The following is a 21,991-nucleotide window of genomic DNA, read 5'->3' on the forward strand; positions in this document are numbered from 1 at the left end:
GGCTTGATTATAGAGGGTAAAGGATGACAAAATCCGAACTGATCGAAAAGCTTGCCACTGGGCAGTCGCAGTTGTCGGCTAAAGAAGTGGAAAGTGCTATTAAAGAAATGTTGGAGCAAATGGCAACAACATTAGAAGGCGGGGATCGTATTGAAATCCGTGGCTTTGGTAGTTTTTCTCTTCATTATCGTGCACCACGTGTTGGTCGTAATCCAAAAACTGGAACCTCAGTTGACTTGGAAGGCAAATATGTACCGCACTTTAAGCCAGGCAAAGAACTGCGTGAACGTGTCGATGCGGTTAATGTTTAATTAACGCTTGATTAAAAAGCCTCCTTTTGGAGGCTTTTTTGTATCTATTGCACTGCAAAGCTGGTTACTTTAGCAAATATCTTGGATAATCAATTATATTGCGACGTTGAATGGAGACTCACGTGAAATCATTTATTGCCATTGTTATTGTTGGTTTATTCTTTGTCCTAGCTTTACTTTTTGGTGCTAAGAATGAACAAATTGTCACTGTAAGTTATTTTATTGCAGAAGGTCAGTATCGTTTACCCGTCGTACTCGCTGTTGTTTTTTTCAGTGGTTTTGTCATAAGCTGGTTATTTGCTGCTTATTATATTTTAAAATTCAAAATCATATTAAGAAAAAACAAAAAGCAAATTGCCCAATTAACAGAGCAACTGTTAGAACAACAATCTCAACCAATGTCACAGGATACTGTAGCGTAATATGCTTGAAATCCTCTTTCTGTTATTACCTATCGCGGCCGGCTATGGCTGGTATATGGGTCGAAGAAGTATAAGACAGAATCAAAAACAACAAAGTAAAAAACTAAGCCGTGATTATTTTACAGGGCTTAATTTTTTGTTGTCTAATGAATCAGATAAAGCGGTTGATTTGTTCATTACCATGCTAGATGTTGACGATGAAACCATAGATACCCATTTATCTTTAGGTTCATTATTTAGAAAGCGCGGTGAAGTAGACCGCTCCATTAGAATACATCAAAACCTCATCGCTAGACCAAGCCTTACCACAGAGCAACGCGATATTGCCATGATGGAGTTAGGTAAAGACTATTTAGCCGCCGGCTTTTACGATAGAGCTGAAGAAATCTTTATTAATCTTGTTAGTCAAGATGATCACAGCGAAGAAGCTGAAACTGCATTAATATCAATTTATCAAGTCACTAAAGAATGGCAAAACGCCATTAATATTACTAAACGCCTAAGTCGCAAACGCCAGCAAGTTTTAAAACATGTAACCGCTCATTTTTATTGTCAACTCGCTGATGAAGAATCTGGAAACGCTGAAAAAATCAAATATCTCCAACAAGCCATTAAATTAGATGATAAATGTGGCCGTGCCTGGTTAACGCTAGCGAAGATATATCTTGATGCTAACCAAGTAAGCCTATGTAAAAAAAGCTTAGTCGAGTTAAAACTTGCCGATATAGAGTTATTTGCTGATGCCATTGGTATTGCTAAGCAAGTCTACCGCGACAGTAACGATCTTGAAGGTTACCAAACCTTGCTTCAGCAAGCTTTACAAGAAGGCGCTAGCGCGTCAGTAATTATTGCGTTAGCTCAGCATAAAATTCAGCAAGGCTTTAGTGAAAATGCCGAAAAAATGGTGCTCGATCATTTGTATCGACATCCAACAATGAAAGGTTTCCAACATTTAATGCAATTGCATATCAAGCAAGCTGAAGATGGCCAAGCGAAACAAAGTCTTTCAATGCTTGAAAAGTTAGTAGAACAACAAATTAAATTTCGTCCTAGTTATCGTTGTAGCTCATGCGGTTTCCCTGCACACAGCCTTTACTGGCATTGTCCATCATGTAAAGAGTGGGGAAGTATAAAACGCGTAAAAGGGCTAGATGGCGAATAACTGATTTTTTATATTACTGGAGTGAACATGGCAGATAAACCGATTGTAGTGGCCTTAGATTATGACAATAAAAATGAGGCGCTTGCTTTAATCGATAAACTTGATCCTACTATGTGTCGTTTAAAAGTAGGCAAAGAGATGTTTACTTTATTCGGCCCACAACTGGTTAAAGATATCCATGACCGTGATTTTGATTTATTTCTTGATTTAAAATTCCATGATATCCCTAACACTGTGGCTAAAGCGGTATCAGCAGCTGCCGATCTCGGTGTTTGGATGACCAATGTCCATGCAAGCGGCGGTTTAGCCATGATGCAAGCTGCTAAAACGGCATTAGGGAATTATGGTAAAGATGCGCCATTATTAATCGCCGTGACAGTGCTGACTTCTATGAGTGATGAAGACCTCGCGCTATTAGGGATCAATGTGCCAGCTTCAGAACATGTTAAACGCCTAGCAGCGTTAACACAGCAAGCAGGCCTAGATGGTATAGTGTGCTCAGCTCAAGAAGCAACTATGCTAAAACAAACATTTGGCGGAGCCTTTAATTTAGTCACTCCCGGCATTCGCCCCGTTGGCGCTGATGTTGGTGATCAGCACCGTGTTATGACGCCACCAAAAGCAATTGCGGCTGGTTCAGATTATTTAGTAATCGGTAGACCCATTACTAAAGCGACAGATCCATTAGCGTCGTTACAGGCAATCGTTAACTCGCTTAAATAGCAGTTAATAGCGAACATTTTCGCCAGCACTAGCCTATAGCAGCGCAACTTTTAAACTGATTAATAACACACATGCAGGAGCATAAAATGTTTAATTATCAAGGAAAGAATGTCGTTGTTGTAGGTGGCACCAGTGGTATCAATTTAGGTATAGCGTGTGCTTTTGCTAAAGTGGGGGCCAATGTGGCTGTTGCCAGTCGTAGCATGGATAAAGTCAATACTGCGCTAGCTTTACTGCAGCAAACCAATCCCAAAGGTAAGCATATTGGGGTAAGTTTTGATGTCAGAGATTCAGACGCAGTTGCATCTGGTTTCAATAGCATCGCTGATCAATATAACACTATTGATATACTCATCAGCGGCGCTGCGGGTAATTTCCCTTCAAGGGCAAAAGATCTCTCCGTTAATGGTTTTAAATCAGTGATGGATATTGATTTATTAGGTAGCTTTCAAGTCATTAAGCAAGCTTACCCTTTGTTGACTAAAGGCAATGCGAGCGTGATACAAATCTCTGCACCTCAGGCTTACGTGCCAATGGCTTTGCAAGTGCACGTATGCGCTGCTAAAGCCGGCGTTGATATGTTAACTCGCACTTTAGCAATGGAGTGGGGCGTTGAAGGGATACGGGTAAACTCGATTGTACCTGGCCCAATCGAAGAGACAGAAGGTTTTGATCGCTTAGCGCCCAGTAAAGCTTTAAAATCAATGATAGCAGACAGTGTGCCATTAAAGCGCAATGGTCAAAAACAAGATATTGCCAATGCAGCGTTATTTTTAGCTTCTGACATGGCCAGCTACATCACAGGCACCATTTTGCCCGTCGATGGCGGTTGGTCTTTAGGTGGCGCAGGCGCTGCAATGGATGCATTAGCAAAACATTTACCACAGTAATATGAACAATTTTTATAGGTGATTTAAATGGCAAACGCATTACAAGAGCAGCTGCTAAAAGCAGGACTTGCCAGTAAGCAAAAAGCGCGCGATGTGAAAACACAAAAGCGTAAACAAAAGAAAGCGAAAATTGATGATGGCAGTGCAGCGTTAAAGCAACAAATTGCCCAGCAAAAACTTGAACAAGCAGCGAAGGACAAAGCCTTAAACGAGCAGCGCTTTGCTGAAGCGTCAGAAAAAGGTCAGGTACGTGGTTTAATCACTGAATTTACTAAGTTTGCGATTAAAGCACCTGCAGGCGGCGAGATAAAATTTAACTTTACAGTTGAGAATAAAATTTTATCTGTTTATGTGGATGAAAAACTACAAGGCCAATTACAAACGGGTGTTGTTGGTATCGTGCGTTTTGAAGACAAAAGTTATATTGTGCCCCATAAACTTGCTGAACGAGTTAACTTGTTGGTACCTGAGTGGTGTGGGTATTTATGGCAAGAATCTGCTGATAATCAAGTTGAACAGGCCAGTGAAGAAAACGATCCTTATGCTGATTACGCTATTCCTGATGATTTAATGTGGTAAGGTTTTTTAACCCAAGCTAATGCTTGGGATAAAACAGAAATAAATGCCTCATGAAGAGGCATTTTTTATTGCAGATATTTACATAGCTGTAGAATAAATTTTGAGGTGATGTTTGTTAAAAACAGCCCGCTATTTTCGAAATGGAGCCGATTACCGCTCTGGTGAACAAGCTAATTTTATTGATATCAAACAGTGTTTTGGCCTCAATCATATCAGTGTGGGTAAATGGGTAACCAAAGAAGAATCTGATCTTGCCGCTAATTTAGTATTTGATTCAATGGCAGATTTATCGCAAATACTGCAAGTACCCACAGAGCTTATTGGCCTTCGTAAAACGCTAAATTTGTTATTCGGTCGTGGTGGTCAAAAAGGTGTGCAGGCCCATTATTCTCCGCTAACTCGCGAGTTAGCTCTTGCTAAAAATGCGGGCGCGGGGGCTTTAGCCCATGAGTTTTGGCATGCATTTGATCATTATATTGTCGATAAGGCTTTTGATGTATCACCCCGGTTTTCATTTAAAAAATATCAATGCGCCAGTGACTTGTGGCTAAATGATTCACTATTAAAGTCTCATAAGCTTAATGACAATTTATCTGCTTTGTTTAAAGTGGTGTTGTTGTCTGATGATGGCGAACAGCCCAGTGAGTATGTCACTAATGCAATCAAACTTGATAAGCAGCAAGGCTATTATTATTTTTCTAAGCCCACAGAACTGATGGCACGGGCATTTGAATCGGCGATTGAAGCTTGTAGTGATATACAAAACAATTACTTAGTCTCTGGTACATTAAAAAAGGATTTGGCGACACAATTGATGTATCCAGCAGCGCAGCACAGATCGCAAATATTCTCAGCGATGATCGATTATTTTGCTTTATTAGGCGCAGCCTTTGAGCGCAAGCTTAATAATTAAATCGCTTATTTGTAAGATCCAAATCTTTGCCTATAAATTGTACTCTTTGTAGGCGTTCTTTATACTAAGTTACTTATTTATCAGTATTTAATATGCTTTTATGTTTGTTCTATCACTAGAAATTAATCAATAACAATACTAGATTCATCTTGTATTTAGTGCGGTTTTTGTATAAATTGAAACAACTGTTTTAATTATCTGTTTAAGAGCATTCTATGAACCCTTACCAAGCCCCTTTAAAGGACATGCAGTTTTTGTTAGAAAACGTATTCGATGCGACGAATACTTGGCAGTCGATGCCAAATATCGCTGAGATGGTTGATATGGACACTGCTGTTGCTATTTTAGATGAAGCAAGCAAGATTAGTCGTGATTTGATTCATCCTATAAATAGAAGTGGTGATGAGCAAGGGGTTAGGCACCAAGATGATAAGGTCATCACACCAGATGGCTTTAAAGAAGTTTACCAGCAGTTTTCAGAAGGCGGTTGGGTAGGTTTATGTGGCGAACCTGATTTTGGTGGCATGGGAATGCCAAAAATGTTAGGTGTTTTGGTTGATGAAATGAATTACAGCGCATGTAACTCATTTACCCTGTATAGCTCATTAACTGCTGGTGCTGCGCTGTGTATTAATGCACACGCGACAGATGAATTAAAAGCTAAATATTTACCTAACTTGTATTCAGGTCAGTGGTCTGGTGCCATGGACATGACAGAGCCGCAAGCAGGTTCTGATTTACGCAATATTCGCACCAAAGCCGAACCACAAGATGATGGTAGTTACTCGATTACTGGTAGCAAAATTTTCATCACAGGTGGTGACCATGATCTTACTGAAAACGTTATCCACTTAGTGTTAGCGAAACTTCCTAACTCTAAAGGTATTTCATTATTTCTAGTACCAAAAATCACGGTTAACGATGATGGTAGCTTAGGTGGGGCTAATGGTGTGACGGTCGGCTCTATTGAACACAAAATGGGCTTAAAAGCATCAGCGACGTGTGTAATGAACTATGATGGTGCCAAAGGCTTCCTCGTTGGACGTCCTGATCGCGGCCTGGTTTGCATGTTTACCATGATGAACTACGAACGTTTAGCTATTGGTATCCAAGGCCTTGGTAGTGCTCAAGGCGCTTATCAGATGGCTGCTGATTATGCTAAAGAACGTGTGCAAGGTATTGCAGCAGGTGGTTCGCCAACAGGCAGTGCGGCTGACCCCATTATTGTTCATGGCGATGTGCGCCGCATGTTATTAACCATCAAGTCGGTTACCGATGCTGGCCGTGCGTTATCAGTATTTACCGGTAAACAATTGGATTTAGCAAAGCATGCTGAAGGTGATGTTCAGGCAAAAGCAGCCAAGTATGTGGGCTTACTGACACCGGTTTCAAAAGCGTTTCTAACTGACCGCGGATTAGACGCCACTATCATGGCGCAACAAGTATTTGGTGGGCATGGTTATATTCGTGAAACTGGTATTGAGCAGTTTGTGCGTGATACCCGTATTGCACAAATTTATGAAGGTACGAACGGTATCCAAGCAATTGATTTCTTAGGCCGTAAAGTCACTGGTGATAACCTTGCTACTTTGAATGCGTTTGTGGCAGATATCAATGCTGATTTAGCGGGCTTTGAGCATGTTTCTGAAGCTGACAGAAAAGCTATCAGTTCACGCTTTGATAATTTGCTGACATTAGCAAACTACATCAATGACAACAAGCTTACTCAAGCAGCATTAATCAACGCCAGTGCGGTAGATTTCTTAGATGCCTTTGGTTATATCCTATATGGCTATTACTCATTACTCATGGCAGAGCGTGCAGTTGGTCATGATGACAGCAGCTTTAGTGAGCAAAAGCGTTATGTGGCTAAATTCTATATGGATAAAATTTTGCCAAAAGCAGATTTTCATATTGCTCAAGTCAATCAAGGTGATGATGCAATAATGGCTATGCCAGCAGAGTTATTTTAAACACCAATTGGTTCAATTTTCTGCTTGAGAAAGAGAGTTAAAGCGCATAGTTTACAATGCGCTTTTTTATGGCTGTAAATCATATAATCTTCGCAGTAATAGCGCGCTAAAAGGGGCTAGTCTTGTTTGTTTTGCATTAGGAGTGAGTCCATTTTCTATAATCACAAAGGCATAGTGTTTACCATTTTTTGCCTGAATAAATCCCGCTAAGTTTTCAACCCCTAGCATGGTGCCTGTTTTTGCTGATATTGCCGCTTTCAAAGGCGGTTTATTGAAATGTTGTTGGTATTTTAAGGTGCCGCTTTTACCAGATATAGGTAAAAACTCAGTTAGGTATTGAAAACGTGTATCGCTGTCGATGAGTTGCAGCACAGATAACATTTGTGCTGAAGTCAGTAAGTTATAACGAGACAAGCCTGAGCCATCAACGAGATTGGCATCATTAAATGGTAAGTTCAATTCGATTAAAATCGATTGTAATGCTTTAGCGCCCATAGTAAAGCCGTTAATATCAAGACCCTCTATGTTATCGCTGTTAAACGTTTGCCGGTAAAAATCTTGGCCAATGTTTTTTAATAAGCTATCGGCAATTAAATTATCTGACTTTTCCAGCATGATCTTTAATAATTTGGGTAACTTTTCAGACTGATGCGTGGCTAACAACTGCGCGCTAGGCGGGATGCTTTGCTTACTTATGATCAAATTAGCGTAATTGACTTGCTTGTCATTGAGTATGGCTTTGACCACATCTTTGGCATAGCGAGACGGATCATTAACAGCAACGGCTAAACTTATAGTTTGATTGCCTGGGTAACAACCTGAAATTCGATAGCGATTGCCGTCAAAGCGTTGCATGTGTAACTCGCAAAATTGCGCCTTAGCTTGAGTAACGTCTATATTAGGTTTAAAAACCGCCTTGGTGCTGATTTCAACTGGGTATTGTGCATCTATTATGATTTCAGATGCGTTATCTGCTAGTGGACTTAGGCTTGCTCTGACACAGTTTTTATCAATAATAAAATCGGACACTGGCGCTGCGTAACAAATACCGAGGTCATCCCATACCCAGCCAGGTGCTCTAAGACTTTCACTGGTCGGTGATACTAAGATCACATTGCCATTTATATGTTGTATATCCTTAGTTTTAAGTGTGGTGAGTAGTTGTTTTAGTTGTTCACGAGTAAAGCTAGGATCACCACTAAATTTAATATACACATCACCATTGAGTTGCTGCTGTACTACAACTCCATCAATATATACTTGGGTTTCATAATAAAAATCAGTACCTAATTGCTTTGTAGCTGCAACGGCAGTAAGTAGCTTTTGGATGCTCGCGGGTTGCATTAATGTCTGCTCATTAATGCTGTAAACACTGCTGTTTTTTTCAATATCCCATATGTTTATAGCCAGTTGTGATTGAGGAGGCGCAATATGTTGCATCACATTGGCTAAGTATTCATCGGCCCACACAGGTAAGCTAAATAAAGAAACAATTAATATACGTATTAGTAAATACATAACTAGCCAGTAGTAAAAGTTTGAGTCTCTCTAAAATACGTGATCTAACGGATTATTACAGTGATGAAGCGATAAAAATTGATGTTAGACATTAGCGTCAGTTTTTGTGTTTGTTTTTTGCTCAACATAATTGATTTTTATTTATTCAAACAAGATAGCGTAGGTTGTTTTTTCTACAGGCCTTAACAATCACTTTAAAAGTTTGATCCAAAATCGTTCACTTGAGCCTCATAAACCCATCAAATAGGGCTATAACATCAGAAAAGCCTTGCTCATAAGCCGCTAAGTCGGTAATTTCTATCTCCTAATATTTTTTGTTATTCAGTTAAAACGATGACAAAGTATAAATTTTAAGTGACAGTATTTATTATTCAAAATTAGAAACAAACGATAAATACTTACCTAGTCAATTTATATCGACGTTAATAGCATTTAACTGTTTAAGTTCAAGGAGGTTGCCTTGCTGGATAAGCTTGGTGGTATCGCATTACAAAATGAATCGTTAAAGTGGTTATTAACCCCGGTTCAATTTAAACAAGAATTGTTAACTCGCATCGCGAATGCTACGAATGCGATATATATTGCTGCGCTTTATTTAGAAGATGATGAAGCGGGCCGAGAAGTTCTTGAGGCGTTACTTGCAGCTAAAGCTGCTAACCCAGAGTTAAAAATAGTTGTCCTAGTGGACTACCATAGAGCTAGGCGTGGCCTAATTGGCCATAAAGGTGATAGTGGTAATTACATCATGTACCGCAAAGCCATGGCTGCTGCGAAGGCACCTTTTGACATCTTAGGTGTACCAGTTAAGTCTCGCGAGTTTTTAGGGGTATTACACCTTAAAGGCTTCATCATTGATGATGCAGTAATATTCAGCGGCGCTAGCATTAATAACATTTACTTTAAACAAAACGATAAGTACCGTTTTGATCGTTATCATGTGCTGGAATCTGCTGAGCTTGCTCGCAGTATGGGTGAGTTCATTGAGCAACATCTAATTAGCGATCCGGCTGTTTGTCCGTTGACTCAAGACAGCAGCGACGAAAAATGCCCTGATAAAAATGACATGCGCACCTTTAAAACTCGCTTATCACGTTCAGATTATCAGTTTGAAAGTACCCGTATTGGCAATCGTGTTACGCCGCTTGTAGGCTTAGGCCGCAAGAAGAATAAGTTAAACGAAGTGGTGATAAAATTGGTTGATGAATCAACCGAGTCACTGTTTATCTGTACGCCGTATTTTAACCCTCCAAACTCTTTAGTGAGAGCGTTGACGCGTCATTTACGTAATGGAAAGAGTATTGATATCGTGGTGGGTGATAAAACCGCCAATGATTTTTATATCCCACCAGAGAAAGATTTTTCTACCATTGGTGCATTGCCTTACATGTACGAACAAACCTTACGTAAGTTTGTAAAACGTCAGCAATGGGCGATTGAAAACGGTCAGTTACGGATCCACTTATGGAAAGACGGTATCAATAGTTATCATTTAAAAGGGATTAGTGCTGATGGCAAAAAGCATCTCATCACTGGTTCTAATTTAAACCCAAGAGCGTGGGCGTTGGATTTAGAAAATGGTTTGTTATTGCATGATGACAGTGGTGTGTGGAAGCAAAGTTTTGAGGCAGAACAAGAATTTATTCTGCAGCATACCGAAAAACTGTTCCATTATAGTCAAATTGAAACCGTGCAAAAGTATCCGGCTCCTGTGAAAAAGATTATGACCAGGATAAAGCGCTTAAAAGCTGACCTTTTACTAAAAAGAATTCTATAGTAACTTCATCACCCAATTGGGTGATGAATTTTTTTGAACGTTATAAACTATAACGTGTAACCGAGAATAATCCCATGTTGGCGTTACCTCCTGAGCAGCAACACGCAGTTCATCGTTTGTATCAATACCGAAAATCTATTTCAACTAAACCATTTGCTGCCAGAGGGAAAAAACTCATTCGCTGCCAGTGGTGTTTATTAGGAGAAATTTTCTGTACCTGTCAACATAGACAATATATCAATACTGAAGCCCACTTCATGCTAGTCATGTATGATGATGAAGTGCTAAAGCCAACCAACAGTGGCCGTTTAATTGCTGATTTAGTCCCTAATACTAGCGCTTATTTATGGTCTCGTACTGAGCCCAATAAACAAATGATTGAAGCGATCAACGACCCCAAATATCAGCCAATGCTGATATTTCCTGAGCAGTATGCCCAAGAAGGGCAAATGGTGGTTAGTCATCCTAGTCAATGTGACAATGCCGCCACTGGTAAAATACCGCTGTTAATTTTATTAGATGGTAGCTGGCGTCAAGCGATCAAAATGTTTCGTAAAAGCCCTTATTTACATAGATTGCCATTGTTTTCTTTTAGTCCTGAAACCTTAGCTAATTACGAATTAAGAAAAGGCAGCCATGATTTTCAGCTATCAACTGCTGAAGTGGCAGCTCTGGCTCTTGAAGCCATCGACGAGCCATTAAACTCCAAAGCATTGAGCTCGTGGTTTAATTTATTTGTTGAGTCGTCGTTACTGGGTAGAAATCGTCGTTTAAAAGAAGATATCATTCCGATTGAAAGTTATATTCAGCAGTTTGAACAAGCAATGCTAAACGCAGCGGCTAAATAGCGTTTAAATACCATCATAAAAGCAGCGGATGCGAGTGTTACTCTATGTTAGAAAGTAAGTTGATTGTGTTATATCGTCTAGAGCCCGGTTGTTTGGGCCCCGATGGTATGGAGCACATACAAATATTTTGTGATTTAGCACAGCAAATGCTGGCAAGCCTTGATACTGCAACATGCCAATGGTTTTTAGAGCCACGTTACAACAAACAACTCGATGAAATGGCGTACTGTCTAGCCAATAACATGTTATCTCGTGAGCAAGCCACTAAATTTATGGTTCGCTTTGGCGATGATTTAGAGCAAGCTCAAGAAGCCTTCGAAGACAAATTAACCTTGTTAATCAATCAATACCTATCACGTAAAGGCTAACCGACCTTGTTTATTTCAACTTTATGCTCCGATATTACTGTTTATTCTTTTGATGAATAAAGCCGTGTTCACCTCGGGTAAGTATTTTATAAGTTATTGTTTTATAAGCTTCAGAGTTTCAATTTTATTCGTGTTAGCGTATAATTGCCTTCGCTTTAATCATCAATCTAGGCTCCAGTATGCAAACTCCATCGTTTGATAGTCCTTCGCCATTACTACATGACAACGCCGATTTAATTCAAAAGCTCGAGCAGCAATTTGGATATAATCAGTTTAGAGAAGGGCAAATTGATGTAATTAAACATATTTTGTCAGGAGCATCTTCTTTAGCCATTTTTCCTACAGGCTCAGGTAAATCACTGTGCTATCAATTTAGCGCCTTACAACTGGCTAATGTCACCTTAGTGGTATCGCCATTGCTTGCGTTAATGAAAGATCAAATCGCTTTTTTAAATGCTAAGGGAATAAATGCCGCCAGCATAGATTCAAGCTTAACCTTTGAGCAAACACAGCAGGTTATGCGTGATGTTCGCCGCGGGCATACAAAAATTTTAATGGTGTCGGTTGAGCGTTTTAAAAATGAACGTTTTAGGCAGTTTCTTAGCAGTATTGATATTTCATTATTAGTCGTTGATGAAGCTCATTGTATCTCTGAATGGGGCCATAACTTCAGGCCTGATTATTTAAAAATCCCATCTTATGTGCAGCAATTTAGTATTGCCCAAGTGTTGTTATTAACCGCCACAGCCACTGAAAAGGTAAAGCTGGATATGGCCAACCGTTTTGCTATTTTGCCTGAGCAAGTGGTACAAACGGGTTTTTATCGCAGTAATTTAGATATCAGTATCAAACCTGTTGTTGAAGCCGCTAAGCAATTGGAATTAGTCAACACAGTATCGCAATGCACAGGTGCTGGGATTATCTACGTGACCTTGCAAAAAACGGCAGAAGATATCGCGGCTTTTTTAAGTGCTAACAATATTCAAGCCACCGCTTATCATGCAGGACTTGATTCAGAGCTCAGAAATCGCATCCAACAGCAATTCATGGACGGCCAAATCAACGTAATTGTTGCCACAATTGCCTTTGGTATGGGAATAGATAAAAGCAATATCCGTTTTGTGGTTCATTACGATTTACCGAAATCTATCGAAAACTACAGCCAAGAAATCGGCCGTGCAGGCCGAGATGGGCAATTGTCTCATTGTATTACGCTAGCTAACAAAGATGGCTTAAATACCATTGAAAACTTTGTTTATGGCGATACGCCAGAACCCTCAGCGATTACCAACTTAATAGAACATATTAGCGCTGAAGTTGAACATGGCCGCTGGGAAATGCAAGAGTATGCGATTTCAACTAGCTGTAACATTAAACAGTTGCCGTTAAAAACCCTGTTAGTTCAACTTGAATTAGCCAACGTGGTGCAACCAAGCTTTGCTTATTTTGCTGAGTTTAAGTATCAATTTTTGATTGATAAACAGCAGTTGCTGGCCAGTTTTGATCCCCAGCGCCAAGCGTTTCTGCAGCAAATATTTGAGCATACTCGTTTTAAGAAAATATGGGGTCAACTAGATTTCGATAGCTTATATCAGCAATATGGTGCAGACAGGCAACGGGTAGTTTCGGCGTTAGACTACCTAGCAGACAAACAATATATCCAGTTAGAAACCAAAAAAATAACCCAAGTGTTTAATGTTGATATCAATGCTTTAAGTAATCCAAACCTTATTGCAAGTTTGTCTGATTACTTCCAAAGTAACGAAGTCAAAGAGATAAAACGTTTAAATCAGCTTATTAGTTTTTTTGAATCAACTGAGTGTATTACTGCTAAATTGGCGCGTTATTTTGATGATCAGCAAGCACCTAGTCATTGTGGTCATTGTAGTGTCTGTCGTGGGCAGATAGCATTGTTGCCGCAACAGGCATTAGCGCCAATCACTCAATTAGCGTCATTGCAGCAGTATCTTAATGAGTTTTGTACTCATATGAACGCAAAAGGCATTATGCCGATATCTGTAGCGGTTCAAACTAAATTTTTAGCAGGTATTAGTGTGCCGATTTTTACCCGCAACAAAGTAAAGCAACTGTCAGGTTTTGGTTATTGCAGTCAGTATCGATATCAAGACATCGTTGATTATATCAATCACATAAACGGTAATAACTCAGATATGGGACCAGGTTAATATGAAGAAGAAAGCCGTAGATGCACTACTTAAAAAGCATGAAAAACTTAACCATATTGAAGGGGTTAAAGTTGTTTCCCATACTCAGCGTGAAATAGAAGAGTGGGTTTACCATACCTTGATGTTAGCGGGTTACGATGTAGCATTTAAATTTAAGCGTACTAAAAAATATAAGAGCTTGCAGGATCAACTTGTGAGTTTAGTGTATTACCCTGAAGAGCATACTGTGGCTGGATTTAGCGTAGAGATTATGCAGGTTGTTCGGGTTAAACGTTGTTAAATTATTACCTTGGATCCAGTTAAATATTAAACAGCGTTAGCAGATGCACTATGGTTATTTGGGTTATCTGCTGACGCTTTGTTATAACGCTGTTTAGCCATGGTCCCACACATTAATTTGAATAGTGGTAATCACCTTTAGCTTGCCAAATACGGTATCTTAACGTTGCATCTTCAGGTAGGTAAAATATTTTTGGTAAACGGCTATCATAATTGATGCTCAAGCTTTGTCCCATTGGCACAAATTTAGCCGTTTTAGGTTCATTACACATCATCATCGTACTTGGCCCTACCGTTATACTATCGACGCTATAAAACGGATATCCCCAGCCTGATAAATTCTGCTCGACCAATTTGCCACTTAGTCTATGGTGATTACAATCTACCAGCTTATTTTGGCCAATTTGAATTTCAATTTTATAACTCGCCTCATCATCACGCTGTGCTAATTCAAGTATATGTTGCACTTGCTTAGTCGCTGGCTTTGGAAACATCTTTATATTGTCAATTAGCTGATAATTTTCATGAGTATTTTTATGCATGGTTATCATTGCGGGTTGACTAAATTGGTTAGGCACAGGGCTAGTGGCATAAGCGGGTACTATTACTGTCGCCGATACGCTTAATAACGTTGCCATAGGTAGTTTATTTAATTGGTTTTTTAGTAAAATTTTCATATGGTTTCTCTTATGTAAAATGTTATTGTTATGCTTGTTATTGTTTTAAACGTATCAAATGCGTAAAAGGGTTATATTTTTTTAAATTTAATTTTTTAGCATTTAAGTATAGCGTTACCTTTGCTGGGCTTACATTGACTTATATAAATCATAGGACGTGAAATTGAAGACGAGTTTAGAAAATTCTGCACAAATACTAAGAATGGCAGTGCCGAAAATGTCCGCGCTGCATATACCGGTTACCCCAGAAAATTATGCCATTTGGTATCAGTATTATGCGGAAACAAATTTAGACTTAAAACGTGCGATCGATGGTTTAATTGCCAATAAAGTTAAGTTTACCGCCGCGGTCAATCAAGGCCTTTATAACAACTTTATTCAAGAGCAGTCTCCAGAAGTCATTGATAATGTTCAAATTGAAACCAAATTACTCATCAATAGCTTATACAGTAAGATCAGTCAGCTTTCTTCTGGTACTAGTGACTTTTCATCGAGCTTACATTCTTTAAACGAGGAACTGCAGTCAAATCCAAGTCCACAATTACTTAACGAGTTAATCGTCAATATTAGTTTTGAAGTGGAGAAGGTGCTATTAAACAACGATTTAATGAAAGCCGACATAGACTCTCTGGGTAATGAATTAACGACTTTAAAAGATGAAATGACCAGTTTAAGTAAAGTGGCAATGACCGATGAATTAACCTCGTTAAATAATCGCCGTGCCTATGAGGTGTTTGCTTTAGAGCAAGTCAGTTTGTTTAGCCATAGCAATATACCTTGTTGCCTATTAATGATAGATATCGATTTCTTTAAAAAATTCAATGATACTTATGGTCATCTAGTTGGCGATAAAGTGCTGGCATTTGTGGCTTTTGCATTAAAACAAACGGTAAAAGGTAATGATTTCGTTGCCCGCTATGGCGGTGAAGAGTTTGTGATTTTATTGCCTAATACTGAGCTACAAGATGCCTTAACGGTGGCTGAGCAAATTAAAAATCGTATTGCAGATAAGCAGCTCACCATTGGTAAAGAAAAAAAGCAGCATTTAGGCAATATCACAGTATCGATAGGGGCTGCTGAAATCCACCCTGGAGATGATAGTGATACCTGGTTAAGTCGCGCTGATGAAATGCTGTATCAAGCGAAATCATCAGGTCGCAACTGTGTTAAAGGCTAATGTTTATCGGCAGAGTCTATACCCGCTTTAGCTTGCGGGTTAGCTTCACATTGGGGCAAGTCCATATGCATCTTAATCAGGTGCTCATCCATATCAAAAGATACCGTAAAGCCAAGCCCTTTGGCGAGGTTTGCCATACTGCGGTTTTCAAACATGGTAAAGCCCGCTAACACAGGAGTATTAGTGGTTTTATAATAGTTAATCAGTTTTTCTAATAGCATTTTACCTAAACCAATTCCTTGATAGTCGCCGCGCACCGCCATAGCAAATTCTGCTTCTGTATTATCAGGATCAGTCGATGCTCGCACCGCACCTAAGGTGATTGCCTCACCATTTTCATCTTCTGCAGTGGCGATAAATGCCATTTCTCTGGCGTAATCTATTTGTGTTAAAACCGCCATTTCCTCATGGGTCATTTTCGAACGAACGCCAAAGTAGCGTTTATAGCGATCTTCATCACTGAGTGAGTTATCAAAGGCTAAATGCTTTGGCTCATCCTCAGGAAGAATGGGCCTGAGCATGACCTTCAAGCCATTTTTCAAGGTGGCCTTTTGTTCTAACTCTTTTGGGTATGGCATGATCGCTAAGCGCGCTTTGGGATCAATATCTGTACAATTGAGCTTCATGTTAACGTCAAGCAGGGTAATGGTTTCACCTGCGGCGAGCACTGGGTTAAGGTCTAAAGAAGCGATTTCAGGGCAATCGATAATCAGGTGCGATATTTGGGTTAGCATCACACATATTGCATTCATGTCTAAACCAAGGGGTAAATGTCTGTCTCTAAGTTTGTGAGTTTTCAACGCCTGAATGACCATATAGCGCGCCAGTGCCATATTAAGTGGCGGTAGGGCAACTGCAGCATCACGTGTCGGGTCCCATTCTGAGCCGCCTTCACCAAGGCAAATTGCAGGGCCAAAAACAGGATCATTAATCACAGAGACCCGCACTTCTTGAGCGCCAGCGGTTAATGCCATTTTTTGCACTATCATGCCATTGATTTCAGCGTCAGGGTTGGTGTCCTTAACTCTGGAAGTAATGGATAGCGCTGCCTGATACACTTCTTCAGCATTATTGAGGTTTAGTACCACACCGTGCACATCAGATTTGTACATCAAGTCAGGGGATTGGACTTTTAGTGCCACAGGAAAGCCCAACTTGGTGGCGATATTAACGGCTTGCTCTGCGCTACTGGCAAACTCTGTATCTATGGTATTTAAACCGTAAGCTTTTAAAATGTCACTGGCTTCATGGGTTTCGAGAATAAAACGATTATTGGCTTGGGCTTTTTGTAATAAATTCCGCGCTGTATTAGTGTCAGTGGGAATATTATCTGGAATAGATTGCGGCACTTCTTGCAATAGTTTTTGATTACGGCGGTATTCGACCATATGCATAAAGGCTTTTACTGCGCCTTCAGGGGTTCGATAAGTCGGAATCCCGGCTTTACTAAATCGCTTTCTTGCGGTGTAGGCTGAATCCTCACCACTCCAATTGGTTAAAATATTTAACTTGTTTCGATTTGGATGGCCCTTGATGACATCAATTAAACTCTGGGCGATTTGGTCACTTTCTTCTAATGCTGATGGTGAATGCAGCACTAAAATAGCGTCCATTTCTTGGCTATCCATCAATATAGTTAGTGCTTGGCTATAACGTTTACTGTCAGCATCACCGACAATATCTATTGGATTTTGACCAGACCAGGTTGTTGGCAATATGCGATTTAATTGAGTGATGGTGTCATCTGACAACTGTGCCAGTTTACCGCCTTTAATAATGAGTTCATCAGCGGCCAATACTGCAGGGCCGCCGCCATTACTGATTATGGCGACTCGCTCACCTTTTAATGGCGTGGAGTGGGCCAAACTTTCAACTGCGGCAAACAGTTCAATTAAGTCATGCACCCGCAACATACCACCACGCTTAAAGGCGGCATCGTAGACGGCATCATTGCCGCCTTTACCGCCTGTGTGCAACATAGCGGCCTTAACGCCTTCAGCACTGCGACCCGATTTAATCACAAATATGGGTTTATTACGGGCTGCTGCGCGCGCTGCGGATAAAAAATGACGCTTTTCACTAATAGAATCAATATAAAGCATAATGGCGCTGGTGCGGCTATCACGACCTAAATAATCGAGCAATTCATCAAAATTTATATCAGATGCATCACCTAAAGATATAAACGATGAAAAGCCGATGTCTTTATTATTAGCCCAATCCAGCACCGTAGTACAAATGGCGGCAGATTGTGACACAAACGCAATTTTGCCTTTTTTTGCGCCGGTATGCGCTAGGCTCGCATTAAGACCAATGGTGGGAATAATCATCCCTAAACTATTTGATCCCAATATTCGCATGCCGTAACGTTTTGCATTTTGCAGCGTTTGAGTTAACAGGCTAACACCATGTTCATCAAACTCATCAGCCATGCCTGAGGCCATAATTATCGCGATTTTACAGCCAAACTGCGCCAATGTTTCGACGATATCAGGTACACGACTGGCGCGAGTACATATCACGGCTAAATCGGGTTTAATGGGCAGCGATTCAATATTGGGATAAGCCAATACGCCCATAACGGCGGAATATTTAGGGGTTACGGGCATAATGGGCCCTGAAAAGCCGCTGGCCAATAAGTTTTTCATCAACACGCGCCCCGCGCGCTTTTCACTATTTGAGGCACCAATAACGGCGATGGAAGTGGGTTTAAATAATGTGTGAATACTTCTTTGGCTCATAATACCCTCAGCATAATCATTAACGCGTGGTAATTGCTTGTAATAAGACGTTTTTACATATCTCTGATAGCCATACTATTTTAGCTTCATGGCGCCGCGATGAACTACAAATAATCGCCATGTCTATGGCGACTTCTTTTTTGTGCAATTCAGCATCGATTTTAAAATTATAGGAGTAATGATCGGCCAGTAATTGGCGATGTAAACTATAGTTGTCGGTAATGATTGTCGGATTATGGTTTTCATTTAATTCACGAAAATATTCAACATGTTCATTTAAATCATCAACTAATAGCTTTACAAATTCCCCTTGCTCATTGCCCACTTTAGTAACATAACCAGAAGCCACTTTTTTCTGATACAGCTGCTGCGGTCTGTCTCGCAGTGATTGCACGCCGATATCAATGGAGCCATCGATCAAGCCATCATTACTGGATTTTCGCCATTGTCTTAACTCTATGGTGGCATTGGTTTGTTTGCGTAATTCATTGATTAGGCTTTTACCCATTAATACCATCAAGGGTTCGCCTAAGTGCACCGAAATGAACTGCAGGTTTTTAGGGTCAAAGTATTCTGGTTCTAGGGCTAAGCTAATTTGCTCGATAGAACTTTGGATTTGCGGGGCGATTTTATCGGCATAACTGGTGGGTTGTAGGCCATTAGCGGTGCGAATAAATAACGGGTCGCTTAGTTCTTCACGTAATTGAGCCAATACTTTTGAGACAAATGATTGTGAGCGGCCCAGTTGCTTGGCGGCTTTTTGGGTCGAGCCTGATCTATACAGGGTGACAAACACATTCAGTGCATTCAAATCCATGAGATACCGATAAATAAGTGCAATTTAACAATATATTACACTATAAATTCGAAGCGTACATTGGGACTAAAGTAAATAGTTCATTTGGAATATCGGTTATTCCGTTATCACAGTGAGTTATTGCTAGTATTCAGCTCATATACAGCGAGACATTGTTACTCTCCCTGTTAAATATCTCATGTTTTTAGGATCTTTATGACTGAATTACCTGATATCGACACGGTTCAACCATCATTGAGCAATAAGTTATCTTTCTATGTGCGAAAAATGACCACATTTATTTTATCGTTATCGGTTATCGGACTTTTAAGTTATGGCTTCTCATTACTCACTCAAATACACGGTAAGCAATTACCTGAAGGCTACTTTGTTAATGGCTACCCCAGCATTTTAACCCTATTAGATTCTGAATTTTTTATGGGCTTTGTGTTTGTGGTCACCATTTTGATCATTTGCTATGTACTGCTGTTATTTTGGAAATTACATGAAGTTGCAGTTCATAAGTCAGAAGCCATGTCGAGTGCCCATACCCAAATTGTGTTTGCTTTATCTTTATGTGGTTTGTTTATTGATAAGACCTGGTGGGTACTGGCGATAATCATTGCTTTTGGGCGCTGGGATGTCCTATCTAAACGGTTATCAAGCATCATTAGTAATGGCATCAAAGGAGTTAAATCATGAAAGAGATCATGTTGCCTTATGTGTTAATTATATGGCTCTTAGTTAAATTAGGGGTCATTCAATGGAACCTTACTAATGCGGTACGCACCATTGGTTTAGGAATGTTTATTGCTTTTTCATTGTTTACTGGCCATCGCTTTTGGTCACCCGCTGATTTAACCGATAGCTCAACCATTAAAGCGCCTCATGCAGTGCTAAGTCCACTCATTGGTCAGGAAGTTGAAAACGTCTATGTGACTCATAACCAAATCGTTAAAAAAGGGGACTTGATTTACACCTTAGTATCAGTGGATAGCACGGAACAAATCAAAGCCCTTGAAGCCAGTAAAAATGCAGTACAAGCGCAGCACGCTGCCGCAATCCAACAAATTAACGCTTTAAATGTCAGTATCAATAATGATGAGCGTAATTTAGCGCGTCTAACGGCCTTAAAAGAGCATGCAAGTCAGGTGGACCGCGATAATTTACAAGCGCAGATTGATGCCAATCGTGCCCAAGTGGCTGCCAATATTGCCCAGTTGGGCGCGCAAACAGCGCAAATGCAAGCTATTGAGGCTGATATTGAATCGGCTAAATGGACAGATTCACGTCGTGAAATACGGGCTCAATATGATGGGCAGCTTGCCATTACCAATGTAACTGAAGGCACCCGCTTGGGTAATATGCACTTGTTTGATACCAGTAAGAAATTTTTAGAAATGCGCATTGCCGATCAATCATATCGCTATATAAAACCTGGGCAGTTTGCCGAGTTCTATGTGGATGCTTATCCGGGAGAAATCTTTAGAGGCAGAGTGCACAGCATTACTTCAGGTACGGGCGAAGCCATGATTAACCCCATGAGTGGCAGTCAACATGTGCGCCAGCATGTGGGTAACAATGGCGGCTCTCATGGTCGTACAGTCGTTATTGAGTTTGAAGAACCTGAAGGTTATTCATTACCGATTGGGGCAACCGGCTCAGCTTGGATTTCTGCTGAGAAACCCCATCCAGCATTGGGCTTTATGGATATCATTGGCGCGGCGACTGTTAGGCTTAAAGCGTTAAAGTCGTACCTTAATGCGCTTTAGTGAATGCGTTCTAGTGAATGTGCTTTCGTTGCGAGTCATTGGTATTAGCATTAGCAGAGTGAGTAATATGACTCGCTCTTAATTGCTTATTACCACAGGGTTTACTCATCCTAACTGAATTGATTCAAGCTAATTACTTTAACCTTTAGACAATGCCACTTGTGTTTCATTACAGCTTTCAAGGGCACTATTTTGCTCAAAGTTTTGGTTGAGCTGGTCGTTATAGTAGTCGCTAAATTCGCGCATAAGCCCTAGTGCCAATATTGCTATTGTCATTACTTGGTAGAGTATTCCTGACCATGACATCAAATATATTGAAAGCATCAGGTTTAATCCATTACTGGCAACCATAGCTAACCTTAGTTGACTGCCCGCTAAGAAGAATAAACTAAAGCTCATTACGACTGCAGCGATAACCGCACACCATTCACTCCAATGCTCAGCCCATAGAAAACCCTGCGTCATGGCAATAATACTAAAGCTGAGTGACATGGCTAAAGGCGATGTTAACCAGGCAGTCGATGCAAGATTTTGCTGGTTATTGCTATTCAAACTTTGACATAAACGAAAGCGAATAACATTAACTAGTTGGTTGGCCATGCCGAGAAAGCTGCCTAATAAGCCTAAATGGATTGCGGTAAGTACTGACGCTATCATATTGCCATGAATAAATTTGCAGTCTTGTTGTTGGCTATTTGCCCACCAGCCAATGGCCATTGAGACAAAGCCAATAAGCTGAAAGTAAAATAGGGGCTCGGCAATAAACTGAAAATCAAATGCGGAAAAATCTAACACAGGCAAGCACAATCCAAGAAAATTAAGGATGCGTATTGTCGTTTTTTTCAGCAATAACACAATGGCTAAAATCGCATAATAGCCTCG

21 protein-coding genes are annotated in these 21,991 nt (G+C 40.3%); 16 read left to right on the plus strand and 5 right to left on the minus strand.

Features of this window, described 5'->3' with window-relative positions; genetic code table 11:
- Window positions 1-23 precede the first annotated feature (23 nt).
- The 8 genes from ihfB to BCU91_RS09530 all read left to right on the plus strand — a co-directional run bounded on the left by ihfB (window position 24) and on the right by BCU91_RS09530 (window position 6,973).
- Complete coding sequence (gene ihfB / locus BCU91_RS09495) at window positions 24-311, plus strand: integration host factor subunit beta (RefSeq protein ID WP_076536501.1); 288 nt, start codon at window positions 24-26, stop codon at window positions 309-311.
- 122 nt (window positions 312-433) lie between these two features.
- Entirely contained in the window at window positions 434-733 is a 300-nt protein-coding gene (locus BCU91_RS09500) for a lipopolysaccharide assembly protein LapA domain-containing protein (protein ID WP_102439825.1), read from the plus strand.
- A 1-nt stretch (window position 734) separates the two neighbouring features.
- Window positions 735-1,895, plus strand: a complete 1,161-nt coding sequence (lapB, locus tag BCU91_RS09505; protein WP_102476829.1) for a lipopolysaccharide assembly protein LapB — start codon at window positions 735-737, stop codon at window positions 1,893-1,895.
- Window positions 1,896-1,922: 27 nt separating this feature from the next.
- Entirely contained in the window at window positions 1,923-2,618 is a 696-nt protein-coding gene (gene pyrF, locus BCU91_RS09510) for an orotidine-5'-phosphate decarboxylase (RefSeq protein WP_102531363.1), read from the plus strand.
- An 86-nt stretch (window positions 2,619-2,704) separates the two neighbouring features.
- Window positions 2,705-3,508, plus strand: coding sequence for an SDR family oxidoreductase (locus BCU91_RS09515; protein WP_102531364.1), 804 nt, complete (start codon window positions 2,705-2,707; stop codon window positions 3,506-3,508).
- Between the two features lie 27 nt (window positions 3,509-3,535).
- On the plus strand, window positions 3,536-4,087 hold the full coding sequence (locus tag BCU91_RS09520; protein WP_102439829.1) for a DUF2058 domain-containing protein: 552 nt from the start codon (window positions 3,536-3,538) through the stop codon (window positions 4,085-4,087).
- Between the two features lie 112 nt (window positions 4,088-4,199).
- A complete protein-coding gene (locus BCU91_RS09525) occupies window positions 4,200-5,000 on the plus strand; it encodes a CLCA_X family protein (protein ID WP_102439830.1) in 801 nt (266 codons plus the stop codon).
- A 215-nt stretch (window positions 5,001-5,215) separates the two neighbouring features.
- Window positions 5,216-6,973 carry an acyl-CoA dehydrogenase C-terminal domain-containing protein gene (locus tag BCU91_RS09530; protein WP_102531365.1) on the plus strand — a complete coding sequence of 586 codons (1,758 nt, stop codon included), beginning with the start codon at window positions 5,216-5,218 and terminating at the stop codon, window positions 6,971-6,973.
- 66 nt (window positions 6,974-7,039) lie between these two features.
- On the opposite strand, the gene dacB is transcribed toward BCU91_RS09530, so the two are convergent.
- Window positions 7,040-8,491, minus strand: a complete 1,452-nt coding sequence (dacB, locus tag BCU91_RS09535; RefSeq protein ID WP_102531366.1) for a D-alanyl-D-alanine carboxypeptidase/D-alanyl-D-alanine-endopeptidase — start codon at window positions 8,489-8,491, stop codon at window positions 7,040-7,042.
- A gap of 460 nt (window positions 8,492-8,951) precedes the next feature.
- Here dacB and pssA point away from each other — a divergent pair, with 460 nt between their 5' ends.
- From pssA to BCU91_RS09560, 5 genes are all read left to right on the plus strand, one after another.
- Entirely contained in the window at window positions 8,952-10,265 is a 1,314-nt protein-coding gene (gene pssA, locus BCU91_RS09540; RefSeq protein WP_102439833.1) for a CDP-diacylglycerol--serine O-phosphatidyltransferase, read from the plus strand.
- A 77-nt stretch (window positions 10,266-10,342) separates the two neighbouring features.
- The gene (locus BCU91_RS09545) at window positions 10,343-11,113 is read left to right on the plus strand and encodes a DTW domain-containing protein (RefSeq protein WP_102439847.1); all 771 of its coding nucleotides are present in this window, start codon (window positions 10,343-10,345) and stop codon (window positions 11,111-11,113) included.
- 44 nt (window positions 11,114-11,157) lie between these two features.
- Window positions 11,158-11,481, plus strand: coding sequence for a hypothetical protein (locus tag BCU91_RS09550; RefSeq protein ID WP_102519894.1), 324 nt, complete (start codon window positions 11,158-11,160; stop codon window positions 11,479-11,481).
- Between the two features lie 179 nt (window positions 11,482-11,660).
- Complete coding sequence (locus tag BCU91_RS09555) at window positions 11,661-13,667, plus strand: ATP-dependent DNA helicase RecQ (protein WP_102531367.1); 2,007 nt, start codon at window positions 11,661-11,663, stop codon at window positions 13,665-13,667.
- Between the two features lies 1 nt (window position 13,668).
- Window positions 13,669-13,947, plus strand: a complete 279-nt coding sequence (locus tag BCU91_RS09560; RefSeq protein WP_102531368.1) for a hypothetical protein — start codon at window positions 13,669-13,671, stop codon at window positions 13,945-13,947.
- A 112-nt stretch (window positions 13,948-14,059) separates the two neighbouring features.
- On the opposite strand, the gene eco is transcribed toward BCU91_RS09560, so the two are convergent.
- Window positions 14,060-14,623: a serine protease inhibitor ecotin gene (eco, locus tag BCU91_RS09565; protein WP_102439837.1), complete on the minus strand. Its 564-nt coding sequence runs from the start codon at window positions 14,621-14,623 to the stop codon at window positions 14,060-14,062.
- 202 nt (window positions 14,624-14,825) lie between these two features.
- Here eco and BCU91_RS09570 point away from each other — a divergent pair, with 202 nt between their 5' ends.
- A complete protein-coding gene (locus BCU91_RS09570; RefSeq protein ID WP_102531376.1) occupies window positions 14,826-15,800 on the plus strand; it encodes a GGDEF domain-containing protein in 975 nt (324 codons plus the stop codon).
- On the opposite strand, the gene BCU91_RS09575 is transcribed toward BCU91_RS09570, so the two are convergent.
- Both BCU91_RS09575 and BCU91_RS09580 read right to left on the minus strand, forming a co-directional pair.
- Window positions 15,797-18,541 (minus strand): bifunctional acetate--CoA ligase family protein/GNAT family N-acetyltransferase, encoded by a 2,745-nt coding sequence (locus tag BCU91_RS09575; protein ID WP_102531369.1) that lies wholly within the window; start codon window positions 18,539-18,541, stop codon window positions 15,797-15,799. The two genes, BCU91_RS09570 and BCU91_RS09575, sit on opposite strands and share 4 nt — an antisense overlap.
- Before the next feature lie 19 nt (window positions 18,542-18,560).
- The gene (locus BCU91_RS09580) at window positions 18,561-19,358 is read right to left on the minus strand and encodes a LysR family transcriptional regulator (protein WP_102439839.1); all 798 of its coding nucleotides are present in this window, start codon (window positions 19,356-19,358) and stop codon (window positions 18,561-18,563) included.
- Between the two features lie 195 nt (window positions 19,359-19,553).
- On the opposite strand from BCU91_RS09580, the gene BCU91_RS09585 reads away from it, so the two are divergent.
- Together BCU91_RS09585 and BCU91_RS09590 are read left to right on the plus strand one after the other, a co-directional pair.
- The gene (locus BCU91_RS09585; protein WP_102531370.1) at window positions 19,554-20,039 is read left to right on the plus strand and encodes a magnesium transporter; all 486 of its coding nucleotides are present in this window, start codon (window positions 19,554-19,556) and stop codon (window positions 20,037-20,039) included.
- Window positions 20,036-21,109, plus strand: a complete 1,074-nt coding sequence (locus tag BCU91_RS09590) for an efflux RND transporter periplasmic adaptor subunit (RefSeq protein ID WP_102439841.1) — start codon at window positions 20,036-20,038, stop codon at window positions 21,107-21,109. The genes BCU91_RS09585 and BCU91_RS09590 overlap by 4 nt, the downstream gene beginning before the upstream one ends.
- 138 nt (window positions 21,110-21,247) lie before the next feature.
- On the opposite strand, the gene BCU91_RS09595 is transcribed toward BCU91_RS09590, so the two are convergent.
- Window positions 21,248-21,904: a YgjV family protein gene (locus BCU91_RS09595; protein WP_241901023.1), complete on the minus strand. Its 657-nt coding sequence runs from the start codon at window positions 21,902-21,904 to the stop codon at window positions 21,248-21,250.
- Between the last annotated feature and the right edge of the window lie 87 nt (window positions 21,905-21,991).

It is taken from the genome of Shewanella sp. 10N.286.52.B9, assembly GCF_002873635.1.
Classification (GTDB): Bacteria; Pseudomonadota; Gammaproteobacteria; order Enterobacterales; family Shewanellaceae; genus Shewanella.

Bases quoted from the DNA above. Each gene is read 5' to 3' on its own strand.
- ihfB (WP_076536501.1), top strand. From the start codon at position 24: ATGACAAAATCCGAACTGATCGAAAAGCTTGCCACTGGGCAGTCGCAG.
- lapB (WP_102476829.1), top strand. From the start codon at position 735: ATGCTTGAAATCCTCTTTCTGTTATTACCTATCGCGGCCGGCTATGGC.
- pyrF (WP_102531363.1), top strand. From the start codon at position 1,923: ATGGCAGATAAACCGATTGTAGTGGCCTTAGATTATGACAATAAAAAT.
- BCU91_RS09515 (WP_102531364.1), top strand. From the start codon at position 2,705: ATGTTTAATTATCAAGGAAAGAATGTCGTTGTTGTAGGTGGCACCAGT.
- BCU91_RS09520 (WP_102439829.1), top strand. From the start codon at position 3,536: ATGGCAAACGCATTACAAGAGCAGCTGCTAAAAGCAGGACTTGCCAGT.
- BCU91_RS09530 (WP_102531365.1), top strand. From the start codon at position 5,216: ATGAACCCTTACCAAGCCCCTTTAAAGGACATGCAGTTTTTGTTAGAA.
- dacB (WP_102531366.1), bottom strand. From the start codon at position 8,491: ATGTATTTACTAATACGTATATTAATTGTTTCTTTATTTAGCTTACCT.
- BCU91_RS09550 (WP_102519894.1), top strand. From the start codon at position 11,158: ATGTTAGAAAGTAAGTTGATTGTGTTATATCGTCTAGAGCCCGGTTGT.
- BCU91_RS09555 (WP_102531367.1), top strand. From the start codon at position 11,661: ATGCAAACTCCATCGTTTGATAGTCCTTCGCCATTACTACATGACAAC.
- BCU91_RS09560 (WP_102531368.1), top strand. From the start codon at position 13,669: ATGAAGAAGAAAGCCGTAGATGCACTACTTAAAAAGCATGAAAAACTT.
- eco (WP_102439837.1), bottom strand. From the start codon at position 14,623: ATGAAAATTTTACTAAAAAACCAATTAAATAAACTACCTATGGCAACG.
- BCU91_RS09570 (WP_102531376.1), top strand. From the start codon at position 14,826: ATGGCAGTGCCGAAAATGTCCGCGCTGCATATACCGGTTACCCCAGAA.
- BCU91_RS09575 (WP_102531369.1), bottom strand. From the start codon at position 18,541: ATGAGCCAAAGAAGTATTCACACATTATTTAAACCCACTTCCATCGCC.
- BCU91_RS09580 (WP_102439839.1), bottom strand. From the start codon at position 19,358: ATGGATTTGAATGCACTGAATGTGTTTGTCACCCTGTATAGATCAGGC.
- BCU91_RS09585 (WP_102531370.1), top strand. From the start codon at position 19,554: ATGACTGAATTACCTGATATCGACACGGTTCAACCATCATTGAGCAAT.
- BCU91_RS09590 (WP_102439841.1), top strand. From the start codon at position 20,036: ATGAAAGAGATCATGTTGCCTTATGTGTTAATTATATGGCTCTTAGTT.